Genomic DNA, 22,356 nt, shown 5'->3' with positions numbered 1-22,356 from the left:
GCCATGACTCACCCAAACCCCATCCATTGGTTTCGCCACTCTCTGCCCTACATCAATACCCACAGGGGCAAGACCTTTGTCGTCATGATGACTGGTGAAGCACTCGCCCATGACAGCTTTGCCACGTTGGTGCAGGATTTGGCACTGTTGCACAGTTTGGGCATTCGCTTGGTGCTGGTGCATGGGGCAAGGGTGCAGATAAATGACGCCCTAGCACAGGCGAGACTGTCCAATGACACACCCTTTTGCCATGGCGTGCGTGTTACCCCCACATCTGCCATGCCGACCATTTTGGCGGTGGTCGGACAGCTCACCCTAAAAATCCAAGGCGAGTTTTCCAAAGGGCTTGCCAACACTCCCCTGTTTGGGGCAAAAATCAGCACAGTAACAGGCAACTTTGTCAATGCCAAACCCTTCGGCGTGCGTCATGGCGTGGACTTTATGCAGACGGGCGAAGTCCGCCGTATCGACACCAAAGCCATCAAACACAGCCTTGACAATCATCACATCGTCATCGTCAACTCCATCGGCTTTTCGGCAACGGGCGATTTGTTTAACCTTGATGCCTTAGATGTCGCCACGCACATCGCCACATCGCTGGTGGCGGACAAGCTCATCATCTTGGACAAAAGCCTGACCGACTCGCACGGCTCTCTCATCAAGGAGCTGACCGCCACAGAAGCCCAAGAGCTTATCGAAACATCCACGCTCGCCCCCACACTCACGCATGCCATTCACGCCTGCCAGCATGGCGTGGGGCGTGTTCAGCTCATTGACTTTGACAAAGATGATGCCTTACTGGGCGAGCTGTTCACGACAGACGGGCGTGGCACGATGATAAGCCAAAGCGACTACGACCACATTAGGCAAGCCACCGCTCTTGATATCATCGGCATCATGGCAATCATTCGCCCCCTAGAAGAGCAAGGCATACTCATCGCCCGCAGTCGTGAACGCCTAGAAGAGATGATAGATGAATTTAGCGTCATGGAGCGAGACGGTAAAATCATCGGCTGTATCGCCATGCACGAGCTAGATGAGAGTAGTGTGGAGATTGCCAGCGTTGCCATGCATGGCGACTATCGCAGTGGCGAGCGTGGGGCAAACCTTTTAAAATTTGCCGAACAAAGTGCCAAACGCAGGGGCAAATCCCGTCTGTTTGCCCTGACCACACGCACCTTGCATTGGTTTATTGAACATGGATTTAGCGAAACCGCCCCAAACGAGCTACCTTGTGAGCGGTTTAAACAGTGGCAAAACGGGCGAAATTCCAAGGTACTGATTAAACACATTTAGCCTGATGTTACCGCCCCCACCGCTTCGCCACACCCTGTGTCAACAAACAAATAATCCCCACCCAAATCAGCCCAAAACTTGTCAGCATCTGCCATTCAAACACCCCTCCGAGCACCGTAATGGCAAGGATAAACAGCAATGCAGGTTCAAGATAACCAAGCAATCCAAACAAGGACGTGGGCAATAAGCGGTTGGCTTCTAGGTTCGCCTGTTGTGATAACACGCTGATAAGCCCCAAGCCAATGACTTTTAATATCATCATGGGCGAGCCGATGACCGCCGACATCGCAGACGCATGAAAACACAACGCCACAAGGCAAATGGGGGCGATGATGCTCAAATCCACAAACAGCCCCGTCAAGGCAGGGATATTTTGTCGCCGTCTCATCACATAAAAAATCGGATAGGTCAAACACACCTAAAACGTCGCCCAGCTGACCTGCCCTGTCCGCATAATCTCCATGCCCACGCCCACGCCTGCACACGCCACCGCCAGCCACTGCAAACGAGTCAGTCTCTCACCCATGACAAAGCCAACCAGCACCATCACCAGCGGAAACAAGAAATAGCCCATAGACACCGCCACGCCATGACCGTTTAGGGGTGCATAGACAAACAGCCACAACTGACTGGCGAAAATTGGCGTGGGGGCGAGTAGCCACACCCAGCCCCAAATCCCCTTGACCCGAGACAATCCGCCCAGTACAGCGTCCCATTTGCCAAGCACGCTGATGAGTGCCACCAAACACCCCCACATCATGACCATTCGCCACAAAAACACCGCCGTCCCTGTCAGAGGCGGTAGCCATTTGCCATAGGCATAGACCATGGCAAACATGACATTGGATAAAATGGCAAGAATTACGCCTAAGGCAAAGGTGTTTTTGGGTAGGGCAAATTGGGCAGGTAGAGCAAGGTTCATGGCTTGGCTGATACATTAATAAAAGATGACGTATTATAAAAGGTTTGTTTGATAAAAATTTTTATATTTTATCATCATGATGATTAATTTTTGCAAAAATTGGCTATTTTTGATAAAATTTATCAAAAATTTTGCTTGCCAACCATGACCCAAAACCTAGATGACACCGACAAAACCCTACTAAACCTACTCCAAGACGACTGCACCCTACCACTTAAAACCCTTGCCGAGCATACAGGCACATCGCCTGCCACCGTACAACGGCGTATCGGTCAGCTTTGCCAAGACAAAATCATCACCAAACAAGTCGCCATCATCGACCCTGTTAAAGTCGGTCAAACCCTAAGCGTCATCGTACTGGTAAAAATGACACAGTCTAGCGTGTCCATGCAACAGCGTTTTGAACGCATCAGTCAGCACCACAGCGAGATTGTGGCGTGTTATGAGATTTCAGGCGATTATGATTTTGCTCTCATGGTACATAGCCCGTCCATGCAAGCCTACCACGCCTTTACCCGAGCGGTGCTAACTGCCGAGAATAATGTCGCCCATTTTAACAGCCAATTTATCATGAATTTTGTCAAATCAAGCACCAAAATCACGCTTTAATTCCTAAGGATTATCATGAAATACACCTTCCTTTTCATTGCCATGCTTGCCTTGAGTGCCTGCGACAAATCCGCCACTGAGCATAACTTTGCCCCTGCCACAAGTCGGTCGTCTGCCGAGCAACCGAGCAAGCCGTCCACCCCCGAGAACCCCCACGACCTACAAACCCTTGCCAGTGAGCTTAGCACATCCGACCCATCTGTCCTGCCTGATGTACAGCCACTAACCACCGCTGATGGCAAAATCGCCCTTGACAAGACCCACATTCTCACCGACTCGCCTAAGGCAGACACGGCAACGTATGAATATCCGCTCGCCCTTGACAGCATGGCGGTCAAAAACTATGCCAAAGCCTATAACATCACGGACAAACAAGCCCAACACAGCATGGTCATCGCCATGGCAAGCCCCGAAGTGCTAAGCAAAATCCTAGACCAATTAAGAGACGGCAAATACATCGCCCATCAGCTCACCGATGGGGCGGACATGACGCTTGTTATCACGACCACCCCCGATGTCGTGGCGGATAAGTTTGATTATGTCTTTGCCGATGAGTTCGGGCGTGGTTTGGTGTTGCCGGTGGTAATACAGCCCAAGGAATAACGTTAAAAGAAATGATGTTAAAGATGTTATTCTCAAGGCATGGTTAGGATGGATAATAGCCCGCCCTGCCTATGTGTTGTATTTAGATGAGTGCTTATGTCAATTTATCATCACACATTATGCAGTCCAAACTGCGATTTGACTTCGTGTTTAAAGCGCTTAACCACCGCCAACGCATCTTTTAACAAATCCCGCTCCAAGGTAGAAAGCAGTTCGGTATCCACCTGATTGGGGCTAATCGGCTCGCCATTTCGCACATAAAACAGCCCTGCTTTTAGGCGTAAATTCATCAAATACGCCAATGCATCTGCCGTGTCTTTGGCAAGTTGTTCGCTGATAACCCCTTGATTTTTAAGGGTAATTAGGCGGTCAAAGGTGGAAGTTTCATCAAGGCGGGCTTTTAGTGCCAACGCACGCACGCCATGCACCACAGGGAATAGCCCCATTTTTTTGATGTCCATTTTGTGCGTTTCGCCCTTACCCAAAATCTTGGCAAAAAAGCCCCGATTGTGTTCGTCAAACTGCATAATCGCACGGGCAAAATTCATCTGCATGCCCACGTCTTTATCCAAATGGGCGTTCAGATGGCGTTTAACTCCATCAAGCAAATCCGCCTTGCCTGCCACCGCTCGTGCGTCCAAAAATATCGCCATATCCATAAGGCTCTCGCCATCGGCACTTTTACACCAATGGGCGACCGTGCGTTTAAAGTCGCTGATGGTCTGACACCATTTGGCGTTGGATACCATAATCCCGCCTTGGCAAGGCGGATAGCCAAATTTGGCAAGCGTCTCGGAGAACTTGACGGCATATTCATGCAAGGCGGTCATGTCCACATCGTCATCGGCAATTAGGGCGTTGTCTTGGTCGGTTTTTAATACCTGCTCGCCCCGTCCTTCTGAACCCATCACAATCAGGCAAGTTTTGGCAACCATCTCGGGCGGTGCAATCAGCCCCCACGCCTTTTCAAAGAGTTGCCCGTTTAAGACTTGCATGAGTTTGGCAAGTTGCACCGCACTCATACCGCCTGCTTGCAAAGACGATACCGAATCGGTCATTTGCTGGGCGATTTGGGCAAGCTCGGACAAAGTATCGGCACGGTGTAGGCGTTCGGCGACCAAATGACTGTGGCTGGACAAATACGCCAAAATGTCCATCTGCTCCAAAAGACCCACAATGCGTCCGCCATCTTTGACCGCCAAACGCTGAATGCGGTGGCTCATCATCGTGAGTAAGGCGTTGAACAAAAAATCTTCGCCATCAATGCCAATGATATTAAAATTGGCATAAGTGTGAATGGGTGCGTCTGTGCTTGCTCCTGTGGCGATGACATCACGAAACGCCGATTCGGTAATCAGTCCGATTTTGTTGTCATAATTGACCAGCACCGATTTGCTTTTGTTATCACGCATCAGGCGGGCAAGCTCGGCAAGGGTCAGTGTGCCTTCTGCACTTAGGGTGCTGTGGTGGTAAGCGTCAGCGACTTTGGCGTGAAATAGCCCAGAGATGTCCTGCCCATCGTGGGGGGCAAGGCTGTTAAAGCGTTCGGCAATGCCCGTATAAAAGTATGCTCCAAAGCGGACATTTGAGCCAATTAATTGTAAAATCAGAGACTTAGGAATGGCATACACCAAAGACTGCTCGGCAGAAATAAAGCTGTGGGCGGAAGTCGCTTCAAACAAAGCACGAGCCTCAAAGCTGTCATTGGTGCGATACAGTGCCACCACTTCGCCATCATCACCAAGTTCTTTGACCACGCCTTTGATGACGACATACAGAGCGTCCATCGGCTCGCCTGCCTTGATGATGGGGGTGTTGTCGTCAAAAAAGACGATTTGCACTTGTTTTTGCAAAAGTTTTTGTTCGGCGGGGTTTAGGGTATTGTAGGGGGCAAAGTTGAAGTTAAATCTGTCCATGATAACTTCCTTGATGATTTCCTTATCGATGATAAGGTTTTATTATAGCATAAAATGGGGGCGGGGCAAGGTGGTGGACTTAGACAAATTGTTAGACCAACAAAAAACACCAAACAACTGTTTGGTGTTTTGGGTGCAATCAATCAATAAGCTGAAACGGACGACTGATTGCAACTGTCGCTATATACATTGATTTGGACGTTGGACTTTGTGCCATCAAGATAGACATTGCCCGAACATACCTTGTTATCAAAATAAATGGTATAGCCATAGTTGCCCGCAGGAATACCGCCACCGCTAACGGTTGTTAAGGTTGCATATTTACCAGAACTGCTTGCCTGTACTGTGCTGTTTGGCGGTGTGATGGTTATTTTTTTAACCAAACAACTGTTCGCCAAACCACAAACGCCACGCCCTTCAACGTTAATAACTCTTTTGGGTTGATTTTCCAATTGTGCTTTAAAGGCTTGCATTTTCGGTAAGCATTCTTTATAAATTTCTTCACCAAAAGCAATAACTTGGTCTAATTGTTGCGATGGACTTTTGGGGATTTGCTTTTGATAAGCTCTATCCAAAATAGATTTCATATAATTTTGAACAAATGGGTAAGATTTGACACTATTCAGACCTGAATAACGTTTACTTTGGTCTTGATAACTATCACCCAAATGTCTATTTGTTAAGATATTTTCAGAACTATTTTGAAGAGTTTCACAAAGTTCAACCACGTCATTTGCCCTAGCATTTTGTAAAAACCCAAGAGCAAAAAAACCAAAAGCAATATATGAAAGCCTTTTAGCTATTTGTACACATTTCATACATTTGCTTTCCAAATTTTCTAACAGCCTCATCTTTTTTCTCTTTGGTTTTCTCAACAGGATATTCATCTGTCGTATAAACGATTGATAAAATCATGGCAAACGCATCATCATCCCCTGGGAACTCTTTGCTAATTTCAGCTTTGGCTTGTTTTAAGCTAAGACCTTGCTGATATTTCATCATGACAACCATGCTCGCTCCGCTCAATGCCTTGCATTGGTTATCATCCAATGCAAACGCCTGAGATGACATGGTAAGAGCCAATACAGTGGGTACAGCGACTTTGGCAAGTTTTTTCAGTGAAAACATACACTTTTCCTTATATAAAGTTGATGACAAAATAAAGTATTTGATATAGAATACACAACTATAAACCCTTTTACCAACACTTATTGGGTAATTTTCTGTCCATTTTGAGCAGATATTTTTATGTAGGATAGCCCCATGAAAATCAACGAAAAATTACGTCAATTACGAGAAGAAAATCATTGGTCGCAAGAAGAAATGGCAGAGCGTATGAATATGTCGCCAAGTGGTTATGCTAAAATAGAGCGTGGCGAAACCAAATTAAATTTGGATAAATTACAAAATATCGCACAGATTTTTAATATTGATATCATTGAATTGATGAATAATGATAGTAAAAGTGTGGTATTTCATATGAATGAAAATAATGGTTGCAATAGTTCTGGGACAAATTATTATCAAAGTACAAACAATGAAGTTTTAGTAAAAGAAATAGAACACCTAAATACCCTATTAAAAGAAAAAGACAAACAAATCCAAATGCTTGAAGAAATTGTTCAATTATTAAAACAAGGATAATACTCTCACGCATCAGGCAAGCGATACATCCAAATGGCAGTCACCAAACAAAGTATGCTTGTCAGCACCGCCACCCACAGCTTATCGGCAGGCAGTCGCCAAAACAAAAACGCACTGGATGCCGTCATCATGCCCCACGCCAAATATTTGGCAAAGCGTGGCATGGCACGTCGCTCTTCCCAGTCGATGAGCATTTTACCAAAAATCTTGTGCCTGATGAGCCAGCCATGAAACCGCCGTGAGCTTTTCGCCCAGCAGTAACCTGCCAGCAGGATAAATACCGTGGTCGGCATACCGGGCAGTATCGCCCCCAAAATCCCAAGCCCCACAAAAATAAACCCCATGATAAAAAACGCCCAACGTAACAAGACATTCTGATGCATGCCGTGTTTGGGCAGTTGTGATGATGGGGTATGGCTGGGGTCGGTATAATCAGGGTCAGTGTGGTCGGACATGGCAATACAACAATCAAGGCAGGCTTGTACCTGCTATCGACAAGACGGTAGGCAGGCTCATCTTGCCATAAAAGCCCTATTATAGCACTTTGGCAGTCAGGGTGAGATTTAAAATATTGAAAATAAAAATCGCCCACCTTTATAGGGCGATACAGCATAGCATAAATAAGGCATGTTTGTAAACATAAATGATTATTATTTTTTTCTTTACAAATTGATAAAAATAGGTTATTTTATATCGGTTTTTAATATGTGTTTCACACAGGTGATTTATGAGCGAACTTACCCTAACCGAAGCCCTAAAAGAGCATTCACGCACCACCCACGATGCCGTGGACAACCTTGTCATGAGCATGGAGCCTTTTGCCAGTCATGACAACTACCGCAAATTTTTGCAAGCCCAGTATGAGTTTCACAGCACCGTAAACCCCATTTATCATAATGAAAAGCTAGCCAGTCAAATTGACGGCTTGGCACAGCTTGCCCGTCTTGACCGTGTCAAATCCGACATGAAAGACCTAGAAGCCACCCCTTTTGACAGGGACGTAGAAACCCCCACCTTTACCGACAGTGAAGCCATCGGCTGGCTCTACTGCGTAGAAGGCTCAAACGTGGGGGCGGCGATTTTATACAAAGAAGCAGGCAAAATTGACCTGTCCGATGAATTCGGTGCGTCTCATCTAGCAGCCCATGCAGACGGACGTATGCCTCATTGGCGTGCCACCAAAGCCAAAATCAATGCCTTGCCTTTAAGTGATGATGATAAACAATCTGCCATGAAAGGGGCAGATGATGCCTTTGCTTACTTTAAGCGAGTGATTCGTAAAGTGTACGGTACTCAAGCGTAATTATGCTATACTAAGTCGTTTGCTTCATCAAACGGCTTAGTTTTTGGTGTATGATATGATAAATTATCTAAATTCCCATTGGCAATTTATATTTTCTCACGGTCATCAAACCCTTTTTGATAATCTCATCACCCACTACCAACAGCCCCACCGTCATTATCATAATCTCACCCATTTATCTGAATGTTTTATGTGGTTTGATGAAATAAAGGATAATTTATATCGTCCCGATTTGGTTGCCATTGCCCTTTTTTATCATGACGTAATTTATAATCCCAAAAGCCCCACCAATGAATACGACAGCTCGGTCATAATGAAGGATGAATTACAAGGCATGTTGTCCGATACAGATATTGGCATTACTGAGCGTTATATTCTTGCCACCAAAGACCATATCAATCCTTTAACGGGCGATGATAAGGCAGATTTGGATTATTTATTGGATATTGATTTGGCGATATTGGGAAGTGATTTTGATAGATTTGATGAATATAATCATCAAATCTATCAAGAATATGCGTGGGTCAATCGTTTTATTTATCATGTTAAAAGAAAATCGGTGTTAAAAGGATTTTATAACAAGGAGCGAATTTATTTAACCAATTATTTTTATCAAGCGTTAGAAAATAAAGCAAGGGGTAACTTGAAAAGATATTTGTAATTCAAAATCCCCAACAACAAAAACCGCCCCATTTGGAGCGGTTTTACACCAGTCAAGCAATTACTGCTCAATGCCTTTCATGGTCAGCTTAATGCGTCCACGATTGTCGATGTCTTGGACTTGAACTTTGACAGTTTGCCCTTCGGCTAGGTAGTCGGTTACATTCTCAACACGCTCATCAGAGATTTGGCTGATATGCACCAAGCCGTCCGTACCTGGTAAAATGGTAACAAATGCCCCAAACTCCACAATGCGAGCCACCGTCCCTGTATAGACCTTACCCACTTCTACTTCGGCGGTAATGGCTTCAATCTTGGCGATGGCGGCACGGGTAGACGCCTTTGACTCGCCAAAGATACGGATTGTACCGTTGTCGTCAATGTCCACAGTCGCCCCTGTCTCTTCGGTCAAGGCACGAATGGTTGCCCCACCCTTACCAATCACATCACGGATTTTTTCAGGGTTAATCTCAATGGTGGCATAGTTTGGAGCGTGAGCGTTAATCTCGGTGCGAGATGTGGCAATGACTTCATTCATGGCATTTAGGATATGAATACGCCCTGCATGCGCTTGTTTTAGGGCTTGCTCCATGATGTCGGCGGTAATGCCTTCAATCTTGATGTCCATTTGTAGGGCGGTGATACCATTGACCGAACCTGCCACTTTAAAGTCCATATCGCCCAAATGGTCTTCATCACCCAAAATGTCCGACAGCACCGCAAAACGCTCGCCTTCTTTGACCAATCCCATGGCGATACCTGCCACAGGGGCTTTTAGTGGAACGCCTGCGTCCATAAGCGACAATGACGCACCGCACACGCTCGCCATAGAGCTTGAACCGTTGGATTCTGTGATGTCAGACACCACACGAATGGTATAAGGGAAACGCTCCGCCTTAGGCAATACCGCTTGCACGCCACGGCGAGCCAGACGACCATGCCCGATTTCACGGCGTTTTGGGCCACCTTCACGACCTGTCTCGCCCACCGAGTAATGTGGGAAATTATAATGTAACATAAAGTGGTCTTGCTTGGTGCCTGACAGCGTATCCACCAAGTTCACATCACGGCTCGTGCCTAACGTGGTGGTTACAAGGGCTTGGGTCTCGCCACGGGTAAACAAGGCAGAACCATGCGTATAAGGCAACACGCCCACTTGGATATCGAGTGCTCGCACGGTCTCCAAATCACGTCCGTCAATACGGGGCTTGCCTGATAGGATATTATCACGCACGGTGCGGTATTTTAAAGTTTCAAACAGCTCTTTGATTTGGGCGACTTTATCGGCATAATCTTCTGCACTCTCATCGCCTGCCAGTGCCAAAGCTTCTGTGGCAAGCTCATCTAGGCGAGCATAGCGGTCTTGCTTGACAGTAATGGTGTACGCCTCGCTGACTTTGGCGGTGAACTGCTCTTTTAGTTGGGCGTTTAGCTCTTCGTTAATGGCAGGGGCGACAAATTCGGCTTTGGCATTGCCTACCGCTGCCGCAAACGCATTGATGTTGTCAATGACAATCTGCTGTTGGGCGTGTCCGTACAGCACCGCACCCAGCATTTGGTCTTCTGATAGCTCGTCTGCTTCGGATTCTACCATCAGTACGGCTGATTTGGTACCCGCCACCACTAGGTCAAGCGAGCTGTCTTTCATCTGGGCAAGGCTTGGGTTTAGAATATACTCGTTACCGATAAAGCCCACACGAGCCGCCCCGATAGGACCGCTAAACGGAGCAGGAGAGATTGCCAATGCCGCAGACGCACCAATCATCGCTGCAATGTCGGCATCTTGGGTTTTGCCTGATGAGATGACGGTTGCCGTTACTTGGATTTCGTTATAATAGCCTTCTGGGAACAGCGGACGGATTGGACGGTCAATCAGACGAGAAGTCAAAGTTTCAAATTCTGACGCACGACCTTCACGCTTGCCATAGCCCCCTGGGATTTTACCCGAAGCGTACATTTTTTCTTGGTAGTTTACGGTCAATGGGAAAAAGTTTTGCCCTGCCACGGCTTCGGGACGCACCACAACCGCCACCAGTACCGACACATCACCCATATGCACAAGCACGCTATTGGCTTGGCGAGCGACACGCCCTGTTTCTAGGACAACTTGCTGATTGCCATATTGAAATTCTTGACGAATGATGTTAAACATAGGTTTTCCTTAAATGATTGGGTTTGTCATTGATAAGATGATTTAAAGCCCTAAGAGATGTTTTTTTTGGATATTTAAAAATTGCATGGGAAAATTTATTTAACTTTAACCAAAATCAATACTTTATCACAGGGCAAGTTGCAATTTACCCCTACAAATCCGTCCAAAAAATCATCAGTTTATAACGTTAAAAAAACATCTCTTAGAGTTCTAAATCTCACCCTTATCAATAATTTATAAACTTAAAACAACAAAAACGGCACGCAAACGCACACCGTTTTTGACAAAATTAGACAGCCTAATTTGAAATTAACGGCGTAGCCCAAGCTCACCGATAAGAGCGGTGTAGCGGTCTAGATCTTTACCTTTTAGGTAGTCTAGCAATTTACGGCGTTGGTTTACCATACGGATAAGACCACGGCGACTGTGATGGTCAGCTTTGTGGGCTTTGAAGTGGTCTTGTAGGTCGTTGATACGAGCAGTCAATAGAGCCACTTGCACTTCTGGGCTACCAGTGTCGTTTTCGCCACGTTTGAATTTGGCGATAATCTCTTCACGTTGTTGGTTGGTTAGCATAACTAATCCTTAAAATACGCAATGCGGATACATACAGGCAAACATTGCATTGCTAAGGTTTGCCTAAGCCCTATCCCCATAGATAAGGCAATTTTGCCATTATAGCATAAAAATTTTAAAAAAGCATTAAAAATCCCCGCCATACAGTTTTGGGCGTAGGGTGCGTAACACGCACCATTTAGGTTGATAAATACTTCTTCAATCTCAAATTAAATATTTTAAATTATTGATTATTAAGTAATTTTTAGGTTGTAAGGGCGAATTGTAATTCGCTCTTGATAAATCCATTACTGATATAAGATTGAGAATAGCAAATCTTGGTGCGTGGTATGCACCTTACCACCACCCCCAAAGCCATATTTTAGACCTGCACCACTTTGACAGGTTGCAGTCGCCCACTCATCGCCACTTGCCCAAGCCCGACAAACTCATCATCATGATATAGCCGAATTTGTACAGTCTCATCAGTAAAGTGTACATCATCAAGGCGGTCTTTGATATTTAGCCGTTGCCCCATTTTTATGCGTGCCGTTTCGTCTGTGGTGAGTTTAATAATAGGTAAATGATTAAGCAGAACATCAACGGGTAATAGCTTGCCAAATCGCTCATCAAATGACAAATTCGCCAAATCATCAAGGCTTATCGCCCCTGCCACGTCAAATCCGCCCGTACTGGTGCGGTGCAAAGCGGTCAAATGCCCCACCGTGCCAAGACGCTCGGCTACCGTCTCGCCCAGCACTCGCACATAAGTACCTTTGGAGCAGATGACATCAAGGGCGATTTCATCATTGCTTAATTTATTTAAAGCCAAATGATGAATGACAATGGGGCGTGGAGCTCGCTCTATCTCAATGCCGTCTCGGGCGTATTCGTAGAGTTTTTTGCCGTCTTTTTTTAGGGCGGAGTACATGGGCGGGGTTTGTTGTTGTTCGCCCAATAAATCGCAAGCCAATTCATCAAGCCCCTGCTCGTCAAAGGTTGGCACATTTTTTTGGGCGATGATTTGCCCTTCTTTGTCGCCTGTGTCGGTCTGCTCGCCAAGTTTGATAATGGCGGTGTAGCCCTTATCGGCGTCTAGCCCAAAGGAGCTAAATTTGGTCGCATCCCCTAAACAAATCGGCAAAAGCCCTGTCGCCATGGGGTCAAGCGTGCCTGTATGACCTGCTTTTTTGCTGTCAAAATCTGATGACATAAACAGGCGTTTGGCTTGGGCAAGAGCCGAATGCGAACTGATGCCGCTTGGCTTATCTAAGAGTAGCACCCCAGAAACGATTTGTTTTGCCATTAGCTGTTATCCACGTCATCAGAGCTACTCTCGCCCGTCTTTTTCATCGCTTCATTCACCAGATTCATCATGTGGTTGCCGTGAGCGGTAACTTCATCATAGTGAAAACGTAGGCGTGGCGTGGTGCGGGTTTTCATGGTGGCGGACAGCTCGGTACGCAAAAAGCCCGAGGCGTTTTTTAAAACTTCTAAGCTCTCACGATGGGCGTCAATGTTCATGCCACCGTCCGTGTCGCCGTTTTTGGACGGCTCCAAAATGGTTACATAAACATCGGCATAACCCAAATCAGGGCTAACTTTAACACTAGAAATGGTAACAAACCCCGTCAGACGTGGGTCGTTAATCTCATCACGGATAAGTACTGACAAAGTACGCTGAATCTGGTCGGCTAGGCGTTGTAAGCGTTGGCTCATGGTTTTCTCTCTTGTTGTTTGGTTTTTGGTGGTTATTGATGAGGTTAGTATAGCCGATTTTTGGCAATTTGGCGATTTTTAATGTCAATGCACTCATCATCGGTGTTTTTATTGATATGATTAGGGCGTGCCTGCCATTGATAACATTTTTACAAAGTAAGATGAAAATTTAACATTTTAGTCAATTTTTGCATGAAAAATGGCTAATTTTCTCACTTTTCATTGCAAATACCAAAGGCAGGCACGCCCTAATTATTTTATTTTTATAAAAATCAATAAGTTATGTTAGTTTTCATCTATATTAAGATAATTTAATGTAATTATTAAATATAATTTAAAAAATAATCTACCATTTTTTAGGAAAATTGAATGATCATTTGATGAAAAATTACCCAGCCATAACACAAGACAACACAATTTTTCACAGTTTACATGAAGTTACTAAGTCTTACATTTGGCGAACCAAACACACGTGAAAAACCCCTATTTTTTACCAACTTATCCTATTTTTCATGTCAAAACATCCCTACAATACACTCATCAAGTCAAGCACATGAAGCACTTGTAAGTTGCCATAAGGCATTTATTGATATCACTTAGGAGAAATATATGAGCCGTTTAGTTCGTTTACAAGACATCGAAGCCACCGAGCGTGAAGTATTGGGTGCAGACTACTACAACCCAGCAGGGAAAACCGCTTATGGCCTTGGCGAAGAGAAAATCGGTAAAGTAGAAGATGCCCTTGTAGAGGTAGAAACAGGACGTGTGCGTTATCTTATCGTTGATGTCGGTGGTTGGTTCAGCTCAAAAGAAGTGCTTATCCCAGCAGGTCTATCTCGCATTGTTGGCGATGATGTGTACTTTGACAGCCTAACCAAAGACCAAGCAGAAGTTATGGAAGCTTACGACCGTGATTATGTCTATAACTACCAAGAACAATATGCCAAAGACCGTGAGTTCTTCGCTGCCGAGACACTGCCTGCTGAGAGCCGTGTTGAGCTGACCGAAAACCACTACACCGCACCCAACACTCTAGAGTTGCTCGAAGAGCGTCTGTCTGTGAACAAAGACCGCATCGTCTCTGGCGTGGCAAGTATCGGCAAGCGTGTGGTGAGCGAAGAGCAACGTGTTGAAGTTGAACTACAAGAAGAGCACGCCCACATTGAGCGTACTGCCGTAAACCGCCCAACTGACCGCCGTATCGGTGATGATGCTGGGGTTGCCACCGTAAGCGTTGAGCTAGAAGCAGAGCGTGCTAATGTGAGCAAAGACACCTTTGTTACCGAAGAAGTAACGCTAGGCAAGACCACTGGCACTCGCACCGAGACCATTTTGGAAACCATTCAGCGTGAAGAGCTAAACGTGGACGACCTAGGTAACATAGTTGATCGTGAAGGCAACGTGATTAACTATGAAGGCATTACCGCCGATGAAGTTCGCCGTGCTCGTGGTCTGTAACCCGACCACCACCAAAAAGTCAGGGCAATGCTCTGGCTTTTTTGGGTTTTGGCGTTATTGATTGGTGTTTTGATGGTTAGATTCATGTTTACTCAATGAATTTTTTAAATTTATCTTTGCTAAATTGACATGTATTAGAATAACCGCCATGCCCAATTTTCAACTTTTAAACCAAAACTTAAAAATCTACAAACTCGTTAAAATTAAGGACAATGTATGTCAAACCCTAAAGATAAGCGTGATGACGTCACCACATTTGATAATCCACAAACCCTAGAGTTACTTGCTGAGCGGTTGGTTGTTGATACCCAAAAAATGCAAGTAGGCAAAGTTATCCTTGAAAAAGTCGTCCGCACCAAGACGGTCAATGTCCCTGTGGAGCTGACCGAAGAGTATCTTAGCATTCGGATTGTTAATGATAATTTAATGGCACTGGCAGATACAGCCATGGCAGATGATGACACGCCTGCCGCTGTACTCATCAATGGCACGCCCATGAGCGAGCCTGTGGAGATTTTAATCAGCAAAGAAGTAGCAAAGCTAAGCAAAGAGACTCATGTCGCCGAAGAGATCAACCTACACAAATACAGCCGAAATATCAGCAAAACGATCAGCGGCACTGTGCAACATGAAGAGCTTGTGGTAACAGGCGATGAGTTTTTGGACAAGTCATCTTAAGGGTATCACCCATTGATGATTAATTTTTAGGGCTTGCCTACCTTTGGTATATGTAATGAAAATCACAAAATGGCGATATTTTTCAACATAAAAATAAACCACAAAGAGTAAGTAATCCCAGTTACCAAAAAACACTTTTTTATCATGACAAAATCGGTTATGATAGGCTAATGTCGTATTATATTTGTTTTTTAAAATAGATTTCTTTTCAAACCCCAATTTTTGCGGATTTTTTAAAATTTCAACCCCAGTATTTATAAGTACAAGGGTTTATTTTAGTTTATCTCATAAAGATGTCTGAGGCGTGTTGAATTTCGGTATTTACAATGAAAAATGAAAAATCACCCATTTTTTCAAGGAAAAGTCCGCAGTTGATATTGAAATATCAACAAGGATTTTGACGATGAAAAACAATTCGACCACTTAATTTAAAGAAATTAAGGTAAAATCTTGAAAATTTACACGATTAAGTGGTCGGATAGCCATTTTCATGCAAAAATTGATTAAGATTGTCAAATTTTCATCTTGATTTTAAAAAAATTCTATCAATGCTCAACACGCCCTAATAACTTCCAAACCCAAAATTTATCGGATACTCCTATGACCTATTTTAAACCCCTAGCACTTAGCATTATTGCTTTGACAACCATCAGCACTGTCCATGCCAATGACCTACCCACCCTATCCCAAAGCCATTTTGACCAATGTCTAAACACCCTAAAAAACAGCAGTAACTTTCGTGGTGTCGCCAGCACCTTTGAGCAGTACCGACCGAGTAGCCCTGACCCAACGGTGATTCGCTCACTCAACTATCAGCCTGAATTCAAAAAAGACGCATGGGATTATCACGCCTCACTGGTTGATAGCGAGCGTGTGGCGGATGGTCTGCGTGCCAAACAGGAGATGGCGGACGTACTAAGACGCATTGAAAACCGCTACGGGGTCAAGCCCGAACATGTGCTTGGCGTGTGGGGTGTTGAGAGTAATTTTGGGCAGACCCTTGGCAAAAAGGATTTGTTTACCAGCCTTGCCACGCTGTCTTGCTTTGACCGTCGCCAATCATATTTTCGTGGCGAATATGCCAGTGCCTTACGCATCGTCCAAAATGGCGACATTCGCCCACAGGACATGACAGGCTCATGGGCAGGAGCATTTGGTCAGACTCAGTTCATGCCGAGTACCTTTTTGGAATTGGCGGTAGATTTTGATAATGACGGACGCAAAGACCTTGTCAATTCCAAGGCGGACGCTTTGGCAAGCACTGCCAACTTTCTTGCCAAAAAAGGCTATCGCTCTGGCGAGCCTTGGGGTTATGAAGTCAAACTAAATGGCTATTCAGGGTCAAGTGGTCGCACCAACAAAAAATCCATCAGTCATTGGCAAAACATGGGTATTACCCTACCTGACGGTCGTCCCCTACCGAACAACATGGCATCAGCAGGACTACTGCTACCTGCTGGGCGACAAGGACCAGCTTTCTTAGTGGGTAAGAACTTTGATACGTTCTATTCTTATAATGCTTCTGAAAGCTATGCCCTTGCCATCGCTCATCTTTCTACCTTGATTGAAAATAACGACACCAATGTTAATTTTGCCACCCCTTGGCCGACCGATGACCCTGGCATCAGTCGTCGCGAAGCCAAAGAAATTCAGCAAGCACTCATTAATAACGGCTATAACATTGGCAACGTTGATGGCATTATCGGTGACAACACTCGCATTGCCATCAGGGATTATCAGCGTAAAATGGGCGTGCCTACTGACGGACGTGCAGGACAAAAGTTCTATCGTCTCATCATGGGCAATACTGGCAATGTCAGCCCAACCCATCCGCCCGTGTCCAGCCCCGCACAAAGTGTGAATTACGGCAATCAAACAGGCACAGTACAAATCCGCCAAGACAGCCTAAACCTGCCCCAAAGCCCAAACTCATCATTTAGTATCTCTCGGGGGTCGGTTAGTCAAAGTTCTTATGGTAATGTTTCTCATGGCGGTGTCGTTTATCGTCGCATACAAAATTCTGATGGGACGACGAGCTTAGTGCCTGTTAATAGCCATTGATATTATAGAACCACAAAAAAGGAGTGATAACATTCACTCCTTTTTATACATCCCATCAATTAACTAACACCCATAACCCATCTGATAATCCTTAAAGACAAGCCAATCATCCACATTACCCCGAATGCGTTTGCCCGTGGGCGTAGTGTGAATAATCTTTGGCGGGAGATACTCATATTTTTGACACAAAAAGTTTATCACTTCAAGACTGGTAACAGGCTTACAATCACTTACCAAATACACAGGCTTGACGGCACTCAGAGTTAATACCTGACAAATCACTTGTATCAAATCATCACGATGAATGCGATTGGTATAATGGGCGGACGGCACGCCATTGATATGGGCAGACTGAGCAAGACGGTTCATCCGCACACTCTCACTGTGGTAAATACCAGACGGTCTGACTATCGCACACCGCTCGCCAAAGGTATGCTGTAACACTTGCTCAGCTTGTAATAACACACAGGCAGTATCCGTACTGGGGTGTGTTGGCGTATCGATATCCACCCATTCGCCTGCATTCTCGCCATATACAGATGTAGACGAGACAAATAGCACACGATGGAGGTTTGGCAGATTAAGTCCTGCGATATGCTCACACACTGCCAAATAACTCTCACGATAGGCTTGTACTCTATCGGTCATCTCACGGTTTGGTGTGATGATAATGGCGATATGGCTAAATGGAGCAAGTTCATCTTGAGTGAGCGTTCTTGCGTCTTGTTGCCAAAATCGAATAGGCTTATCATAACTCTTGGCAGTGCGTGCTAACCCCGCCACATCATGCCCTACATGGGATAACATTTCGGCAACTTCCTTACCGATGTCGCCCTGTCCGATAATCAGATATTTATTTTTTCGTTCATCGATCATCTTCCATCCCCCGCAAAACCCGCATCACACTAGGATAAGCAATCATACCAATCACACCAATCACAACCACGACCACCATTAACTCAATCAACGTAAACGCCTTTTGCCCACCCATTAATATCACCCTACGCACAAGCAAGTTACTCACATAAATAATTATAAGTAAAGTTAAGTCAAGCTATTATACACAAATTCAAGGATTTTAAAAACCAAAACCCCCTCCATCATCCGACAGAGGGGGCTAAATAAGGTGCTGACGATGACCTACTCTCACATGGGCGAACCACACTACCATCGGCGCTAAGACGTTTCACTTCTGAGTTCGGGAAGGGATCAGGTGGTTCCATCTTGCTATTGTCGTCAGCGTAAAAGGATTAACAACGCTGTTATGAGTCTGTTTTATTTTAATTTCATTTTTTAAAGTTTTTACTAAATCAAGATTAAGGTTATCATTACACTTTACAATACAACACTTAAAGTGATTTAAACCACTTGGGTGTTGTATGGTCAAGCCAAACGAGCAATTAGTATTGGTTAGCTACACACATCGCTGTGCTTCCACACCCAACCTATCAACGTCGTAGTCTACAACGGCTCTTTAGGGAAATCTTATCTTGAGGTGGGCTTCCCGCTTAGATGCTTTCAGCGGTTATCCCATCCGAACATAGCTACCCGGCGATGCTTCTGGCGAAACAACCGGAACACCAGAGGTTCGTCCACTCTGGTCCTCTCGTACTAGGAGCAGATCCTCTCAAATTTCCAACGCCCACGGTAGATAGGGACCGAACTGTCTCACGACGTTCTAAACCCAGCTCGCGTACCTCTTTAAATGGCGAACAGCCATACCCTTGGGACCTGCTTCAGCCCCAGGATGAGATGAGCCGACATCGAGGTGCCAAACACCGCCGTCGATATGAACTCTTGGGCGGTATCAGCCTGTTATCCCCAGAGTACCTTTTATCCGTTGAGCGATGGCCCTTCCATACAGAACCACCGGATCACTAAGACCTACTTTCGTACCTGCTCGACTTGTGGGTCTCGCAGTTAAGCGCGCTTTTGCCTTTATACTCTTTGAACGATTTCCGACCGTTCTGAGCGCACCTTCGTACTCCTCCGTTACTCTTTAGGAGGAGACCGCCCCAGTCAAACTACCCACCATACATTGTCCTTGATACTGTTATATCTAAGTTAGAACCCCAACATAACCAGGGTGGTATTTCAAGGTTGGCTCCATGGCAACTGGCGTCACCACTTCAAAGCCTCCCACCTATCCTACACAAGTTAGGTCAAAGTTCAATGTAAAGCTGTAGTAAAGGTTCACGGGGTCTTTCCGTCTAGCCGCGGGTACACAGCATCTTCACTGCGATTTCGATTTCACTGAGTCTCTGCTGGAGACAGCGCTGCCATCATTATGCCATTCGTGCAGGTCGGAACTTACCCGACAAGGAATTTCGCTACCTTAGGACCGTTATAGTTACGGCCGCCGTTTACTGGGGCTTCGATCAAGAGCTTCGCTTACGCTAACCCCATCAATTAACCTTCCAGCACCGGGCAGGCATCACACCCTATACGTCCACTTTCGTGTTTGCAGAGTGCTGTGTTTTTAATAAACAGTTGCAGCAGCCTGGTATCTGCGACTGCCAACAGCTCAAAGAGCAAGTCTTATCACCATCGGCAGCGTACCTTCTCCCGAAGTTACGGTACCATTTTGCCTAGTTCCTTCAGCAGAGTTCTCTCAAGCGCCTTGGTATTCTCTACCTGACCACCTGTGTCGGTTTCGGGTACGATTTCTTTATGACTATCGCTTAGAAGCTTTTCCTGGAAGCAGGGTATTTGCCACTTCGCTGTACATGTACAGCTTGCTATCAGATCTCAGTAATAGTCTAGCGGATTTGCCTACTAAACCTACCTACATCCTTCCACCTGGACAACCAACGCCAGGCTGACATAACCTTCTCCGTCCCTCCATCGCATCATAAACAAGTATCGGAATATTAACCGATTTCCCATCGACTACGCCTTTCGGCCTCGCCTTAGGGGTCGACTCACCCAGCCCCGATTAACGTTGGACTGGAACCCTTGGTCTTCCGGCGAACGGGCTTTTCACCCGTTTTGTCGTTACTCACGTCAGCATTCGCTCTTGTGATACCTCCAGCATACCTTACGATACACCTTCACAGGCTTACACAACGCTCCCCTACCACTTAATTGAAACAATTAAATCCGCAGCTTCGGCTCCTAGTTTGAGCCCCGTTACATCTTCCGCGCAGGCCGACTCGACTAGTGAGCTATTACGCTTTCTTTAAAGGGTGGCTGCTTCTAAGCCAACCTCCTAGCTGTCTGTGCCTTCCCACATCGTTTCCCACTTAACTAGGAATTTGGGGCCTTAGCTGGCGGTCTGGGTTGTTTCCCTCTTGACGACGGACGTTAGCACCCGCCGTCTGTCTCCCGGATAGTACTCATCGGTATTCGGAGTTTGCATCGGTTTGGTAAGTCGGGATGACCCCCTAGCCGAAACAGTGCTCTACCCCCAATGGTATTCGTCCGAGGCGCTACCTAAATAGCTTTCGGGGAGAACCAGCTATCACCGAGTTTGATTAGCCTTTCACCCCTATCCACAAGTCATCCCCTGGCTTTTCAACGACAGTGGGTTCGGTCCTCCGGTGCCTGTTACGGCACTTTCAACCTGCTCATGGATAGATCACTCGGTTTCGGGTCTATACCCTGCAACTTAATCGCCCTATTAAGACTCGGTTTCCCTACGGCTCCCCTAAACGGTTAACCTTGCTACAGAATATAAGTCGCTGACCCATTATACAAAAGGTACGCCGTCACGGAACAAGTCCGCTCCGACTGCTTGTATGCACACGGTTTCAGGTTCTATTTCACTCCCCTAACAGGGGTTCTTTTCGCCTTTCCCTCACGGTACTGGTTCACTATCGGTCAGTCAGGAGTATTTAGCCTTGGAGGATGGTCCCCCCATCTTCAGACAAGATTTCACGTGTCTCGCCCTACTTAATATGTCTCATAAACAGTTTCGCATACAGGACTATCACCTACTATGGTTGGCTTTCCCACGCCATTTTGCTACTGTAAATTCGATCGGCTCCTCCCCGTTCGCTCGCCGCTACTTGGGGAATCTCAATTGATGTCTTTTCCTCGGGGTACTGAGATGTTTCACTTCTCCCGGTTTGCCTCCTAACCAAAGGTTAGGATAGCCAACTTATGTTGGCTGGGTTTCCCCATTCAGAAATCGCCGGGTCACAGGATATTGCCACCTCACCGACGCTTATCGCAGGCTATCACGTCTTTCATCGCCTCTGACTGCCAAGGCATCCACCATGTGCACTTCATTACTTGACCATACAACCCCAAGTAGTCTTGGTGTCATAAGGGTAATGTGTAACGATTCACCTATGTTTACGCTTGATTCAGTTCTCTTTACTTTAGGTGTTTGTATTGGGTACAAACACCATGGTTAATTATTTGTTGGAATTAAATAATTAACCCAGACTCATAGTTACGTTGTTAAATAATGTAATTAACTTCATCAGTTAATTGTAAGTTATCTACATAAAGTAGAATTAAGAAATCTAATTGTATGCTGTTTAATTTGATTGCTTAGTTCTAATTTATTGTAAGTGGTGGAGTTAAGGAGAGTCGAACTCCTGACCTCCTGCGTGCAAGGCAGGCGCTCTACCAACTGAGCTATAACCCCAAAAGTATGGTGGGGTCTAATAAGACTTGAACTTATGACCCCCGCCTTATCAAGGCGGTGCTCTAACAACTGAGCTATAGACCCAATTTAACTTACTTTACTAAGAACAACTTGTTGTGAATTCTTGCTAATCAGATAATTCGTTAAGGAGGTGATCCAGCCGCAGGTTCCCTACGGCTACCTTGT

General features: G+C 45.6%; 21 protein-coding genes, 2 tRNA genes and 2 rRNA genes. 9 read left to right on the top strand and 16 right to left on the bottom strand.

Going from position 1 to position 22,356, the window contains the following annotated elements; translation table 11 throughout:
• The first annotated feature begins 3 nt into the window (after nt 1-3).
• Nucleotides 4-1,296, top strand: coding sequence for an amino-acid N-acetyltransferase (argA, locus tag DX073_RS12485; protein WP_115008380.1), 1,293 nt, complete (start codon nt 4-6; stop codon nt 1,294-1,296).
• A gap of 7 nt (nt 1,297-1,303) precedes the next feature.
• Here the strand turns inward: argA and DX073_RS14795 are convergent, their stop codons facing one another.
• Both DX073_RS14795 and DX073_RS14790 read right to left on the bottom strand, forming a co-directional pair.
• Nucleotides 1,304-1,708, bottom strand: a complete 405-nt coding sequence (locus DX073_RS14795; protein ID WP_258556958.1) for an EamA family transporter — start codon at nt 1,706-1,708, stop codon at nt 1,304-1,306.
• Nucleotides 1,709-1,714: 6 nt separating this feature from the next.
• A complete protein-coding gene (locus tag DX073_RS14790; RefSeq protein ID WP_258556957.1) occupies nt 1,715-2,218 on the bottom strand; it encodes an EamA family transporter in 504 nt (167 codons plus the stop codon).
• A gap of 144 nt (nt 2,219-2,362) precedes the next feature.
• Here DX073_RS14790 and DX073_RS12475 point away from each other — a divergent pair, with 144 nt between their 5' ends.
• Complete coding sequence (locus DX073_RS12475) at nt 2,363-2,827, top strand: Lrp/AsnC family transcriptional regulator (RefSeq protein ID WP_115008569.1); 465 nt, start codon at nt 2,363-2,365, stop codon at nt 2,825-2,827.
• A 15-nt stretch (nt 2,828-2,842) separates the two neighbouring features.
• Complete coding sequence (locus DX073_RS12470) at nt 2,843-3,430, top strand: hypothetical protein (RefSeq protein WP_115008379.1); 588 nt, start codon at nt 2,843-2,845, stop codon at nt 3,428-3,430.
• Nucleotides 3,431-3,540: 110 nt separating this feature from the next.
• On the opposite strand, the gene DX073_RS12465 is transcribed toward DX073_RS12470, so the two are convergent.
• The 3 genes from DX073_RS12465 to DX073_RS12455 form a co-directional block, all read right to left on the bottom strand.
• Nucleotides 3,541-5,346, bottom strand: coding sequence for a DUF294 nucleotidyltransferase-like domain-containing protein (locus DX073_RS12465; RefSeq protein ID WP_115008378.1), 1,806 nt, complete (start codon nt 5,344-5,346; stop codon nt 3,541-3,543).
• Between the two features lie 143 nt (nt 5,347-5,489).
• Entirely contained in the window at nt 5,490-6,164 is a 675-nt protein-coding gene (locus DX073_RS12460; protein ID WP_115008377.1) for a hypothetical protein, read from the bottom strand.
• Nucleotides 6,142-6,474 carry a hypothetical protein gene (locus DX073_RS12455; RefSeq protein ID WP_115008376.1) on the bottom strand — a complete coding sequence of 111 codons (333 nt, stop codon included), beginning with the start codon at nt 6,472-6,474 and terminating at the stop codon, nt 6,142-6,144. Before DX073_RS12455 ends, DX073_RS12460 begins: the two co-directional genes overlap by 23 nt.
• Nucleotides 6,475-6,609: 135 nt before the next feature.
• On the opposite strand from DX073_RS12455, the gene DX073_RS12450 reads away from it, so the two are divergent.
• Nucleotides 6,610-6,990, top strand: coding sequence for a helix-turn-helix domain-containing protein (locus tag DX073_RS12450; protein WP_115008375.1), 381 nt, complete (start codon nt 6,610-6,612; stop codon nt 6,988-6,990).
• 5 nt (nt 6,991-6,995) lie between these two features.
• Here the strand turns inward: DX073_RS12450 and DX073_RS12445 are convergent, their stop codons facing one another.
• On the bottom strand, nt 6,996-7,445 hold the full coding sequence (locus DX073_RS12445; RefSeq protein ID WP_115008374.1) for a YbaN family protein: 450 nt from the start codon (nt 7,443-7,445) through the stop codon (nt 6,996-6,998).
• Between the two features lie 272 nt (nt 7,446-7,717).
• Here DX073_RS12445 and DX073_RS12440 point away from each other — a divergent pair, with 272 nt between their 5' ends.
• Both DX073_RS12440 and DX073_RS12435 read left to right on the top strand, forming a co-directional pair.
• The gene (locus DX073_RS12440) at nt 7,718-8,293 is read left to right on the top strand and encodes a biliverdin-producing heme oxygenase (protein ID WP_115008373.1); all 576 of its coding nucleotides are present in this window, start codon (nt 7,718-7,720) and stop codon (nt 8,291-8,293) included.
• A 55-nt stretch (nt 8,294-8,348) separates the two neighbouring features.
• Nucleotides 8,349-8,954: an HD domain-containing protein gene (locus DX073_RS12435; RefSeq protein ID WP_115008372.1), complete on the top strand. Its 606-nt coding sequence runs from the start codon at nt 8,349-8,351 to the stop codon at nt 8,952-8,954.
• Between the two features lie 60 nt (nt 8,955-9,014).
• Here DX073_RS12435 and pnp read toward each other — a convergent pair whose 3' ends face one another.
• From pnp to DX073_RS12415, 4 genes are all read right to left on the bottom strand, one after another.
• Entirely contained in the window at nt 9,015-11,105 is a 2,091-nt protein-coding gene (gene pnp / locus DX073_RS12430; RefSeq protein WP_115008371.1) for a polyribonucleotide nucleotidyltransferase, read from the bottom strand.
• Between the two features lie 309 nt (nt 11,106-11,414).
• On the bottom strand, nt 11,415-11,681 hold the full coding sequence (rpsO, locus tag DX073_RS12425) for a 30S ribosomal protein S15 (RefSeq protein WP_115008370.1): 267 nt from the start codon (nt 11,679-11,681) through the stop codon (nt 11,415-11,417).
• Nucleotides 11,682-12,042: 361 nt separating this feature from the next.
• Entirely contained in the window at nt 12,043-12,966 is a 924-nt protein-coding gene (gene truB, locus DX073_RS12420) for a tRNA pseudouridine(55) synthase TruB (RefSeq protein ID WP_115008369.1), read from the bottom strand.
• On the bottom strand, nt 12,966-13,379 hold the full coding sequence (locus tag DX073_RS12415; protein WP_115008368.1) for a ribosome-binding factor A: 414 nt from the start codon (nt 13,377-13,379) through the stop codon (nt 12,966-12,968). Before DX073_RS12415 ends, truB begins: the two co-directional genes overlap by 1 nt.
• Nucleotides 13,380-13,988: 609 nt before the next feature.
• Here DX073_RS12415 and DX073_RS12410 point away from each other — a divergent pair.
• The 3 genes from DX073_RS12410 (at nt 13,989) to DX073_RS12395 (ending at nt 17,576) form a co-directional block, all read left to right on the top strand.
• Nucleotides 13,989-14,837 carry a DUF2382 domain-containing protein gene (locus DX073_RS12410; RefSeq protein ID WP_115008367.1) on the top strand — a complete coding sequence of 283 codons (849 nt, stop codon included), beginning with the start codon at nt 13,989-13,991 and terminating at the stop codon, nt 14,835-14,837.
• A 216-nt stretch (nt 14,838-15,053) separates the two neighbouring features.
• The gene (locus DX073_RS12405; protein WP_115008366.1) at nt 15,054-15,515 is read left to right on the top strand and encodes a YsnF/AvaK domain-containing protein; all 462 of its coding nucleotides are present in this window, start codon (nt 15,054-15,056) and stop codon (nt 15,513-15,515) included.
• 600 nt (nt 15,516-16,115) lie between these two features.
• Entirely contained in the window at nt 16,116-17,576 is a 1,461-nt protein-coding gene (locus DX073_RS12395) for a lytic murein transglycosylase (protein WP_115008364.1), read from the top strand.
• A 63-nt stretch (nt 17,577-17,639) separates the two neighbouring features.
• On the opposite strand, the gene DX073_RS12390 is transcribed toward DX073_RS12395, so the two are convergent.
• The 6 genes from DX073_RS12390 to DX073_RS12365 all read right to left on the bottom strand — a co-directional run bounded on the left by DX073_RS12390 (nt 17,640) and on the right by DX073_RS12365 (nt 22,254).
• Nucleotides 17,640-18,452, bottom strand: coding sequence for an NAD(P)-dependent oxidoreductase (locus DX073_RS12390; RefSeq protein WP_115008363.1), 813 nt, complete (start codon nt 18,450-18,452; stop codon nt 17,640-17,642).
• Nucleotides 18,442-18,567: a prepilin-type N-terminal cleavage/methylation domain-containing protein gene (locus DX073_RS12385; RefSeq protein ID WP_115008362.1), complete on the bottom strand. Its 126-nt coding sequence runs from the start codon at nt 18,565-18,567 to the stop codon at nt 18,442-18,444. The genes DX073_RS12390 and DX073_RS12385 overlap by 11 nt, the downstream gene beginning before the upstream one ends.
• A 136-nt stretch (nt 18,568-18,703) precedes the next feature.
• Nucleotides 18,704-18,817 (bottom strand): 5S ribosomal RNA (gene rrf, locus DX073_RS12380).
• 138 nt (nt 18,818-18,955) lie between these two features.
• Nucleotides 18,956-21,815, bottom strand: a 23S ribosomal RNA gene (locus DX073_RS12375).
• Nucleotides 21,816-22,094: 279 nt separating this feature from the next.
• A tRNA-Ala gene (locus tag DX073_RS12370) sits at nt 22,095-22,170 on the bottom strand.
• Nucleotides 22,171-22,181: 11 nt separating this feature from the next.
• Nucleotides 22,182-22,254: transfer RNA gene (locus DX073_RS12365), tRNA-Ile, on the bottom strand.
• Between the last annotated feature and the right edge of the window lie 102 nt (nt 22,255-22,356).

Origin of the sequence: Moraxella lacunata (assembly GCF_900453205.1) — a bacterium.
GTDB classification, from domain to species: Bacteria; Pseudomonadota; Gammaproteobacteria; order Pseudomonadales; family Moraxellaceae; genus Moraxella; species Moraxella lacunata_B.
This window is presented reverse-complemented; position numbering and strand designations above follow the sequence as displayed.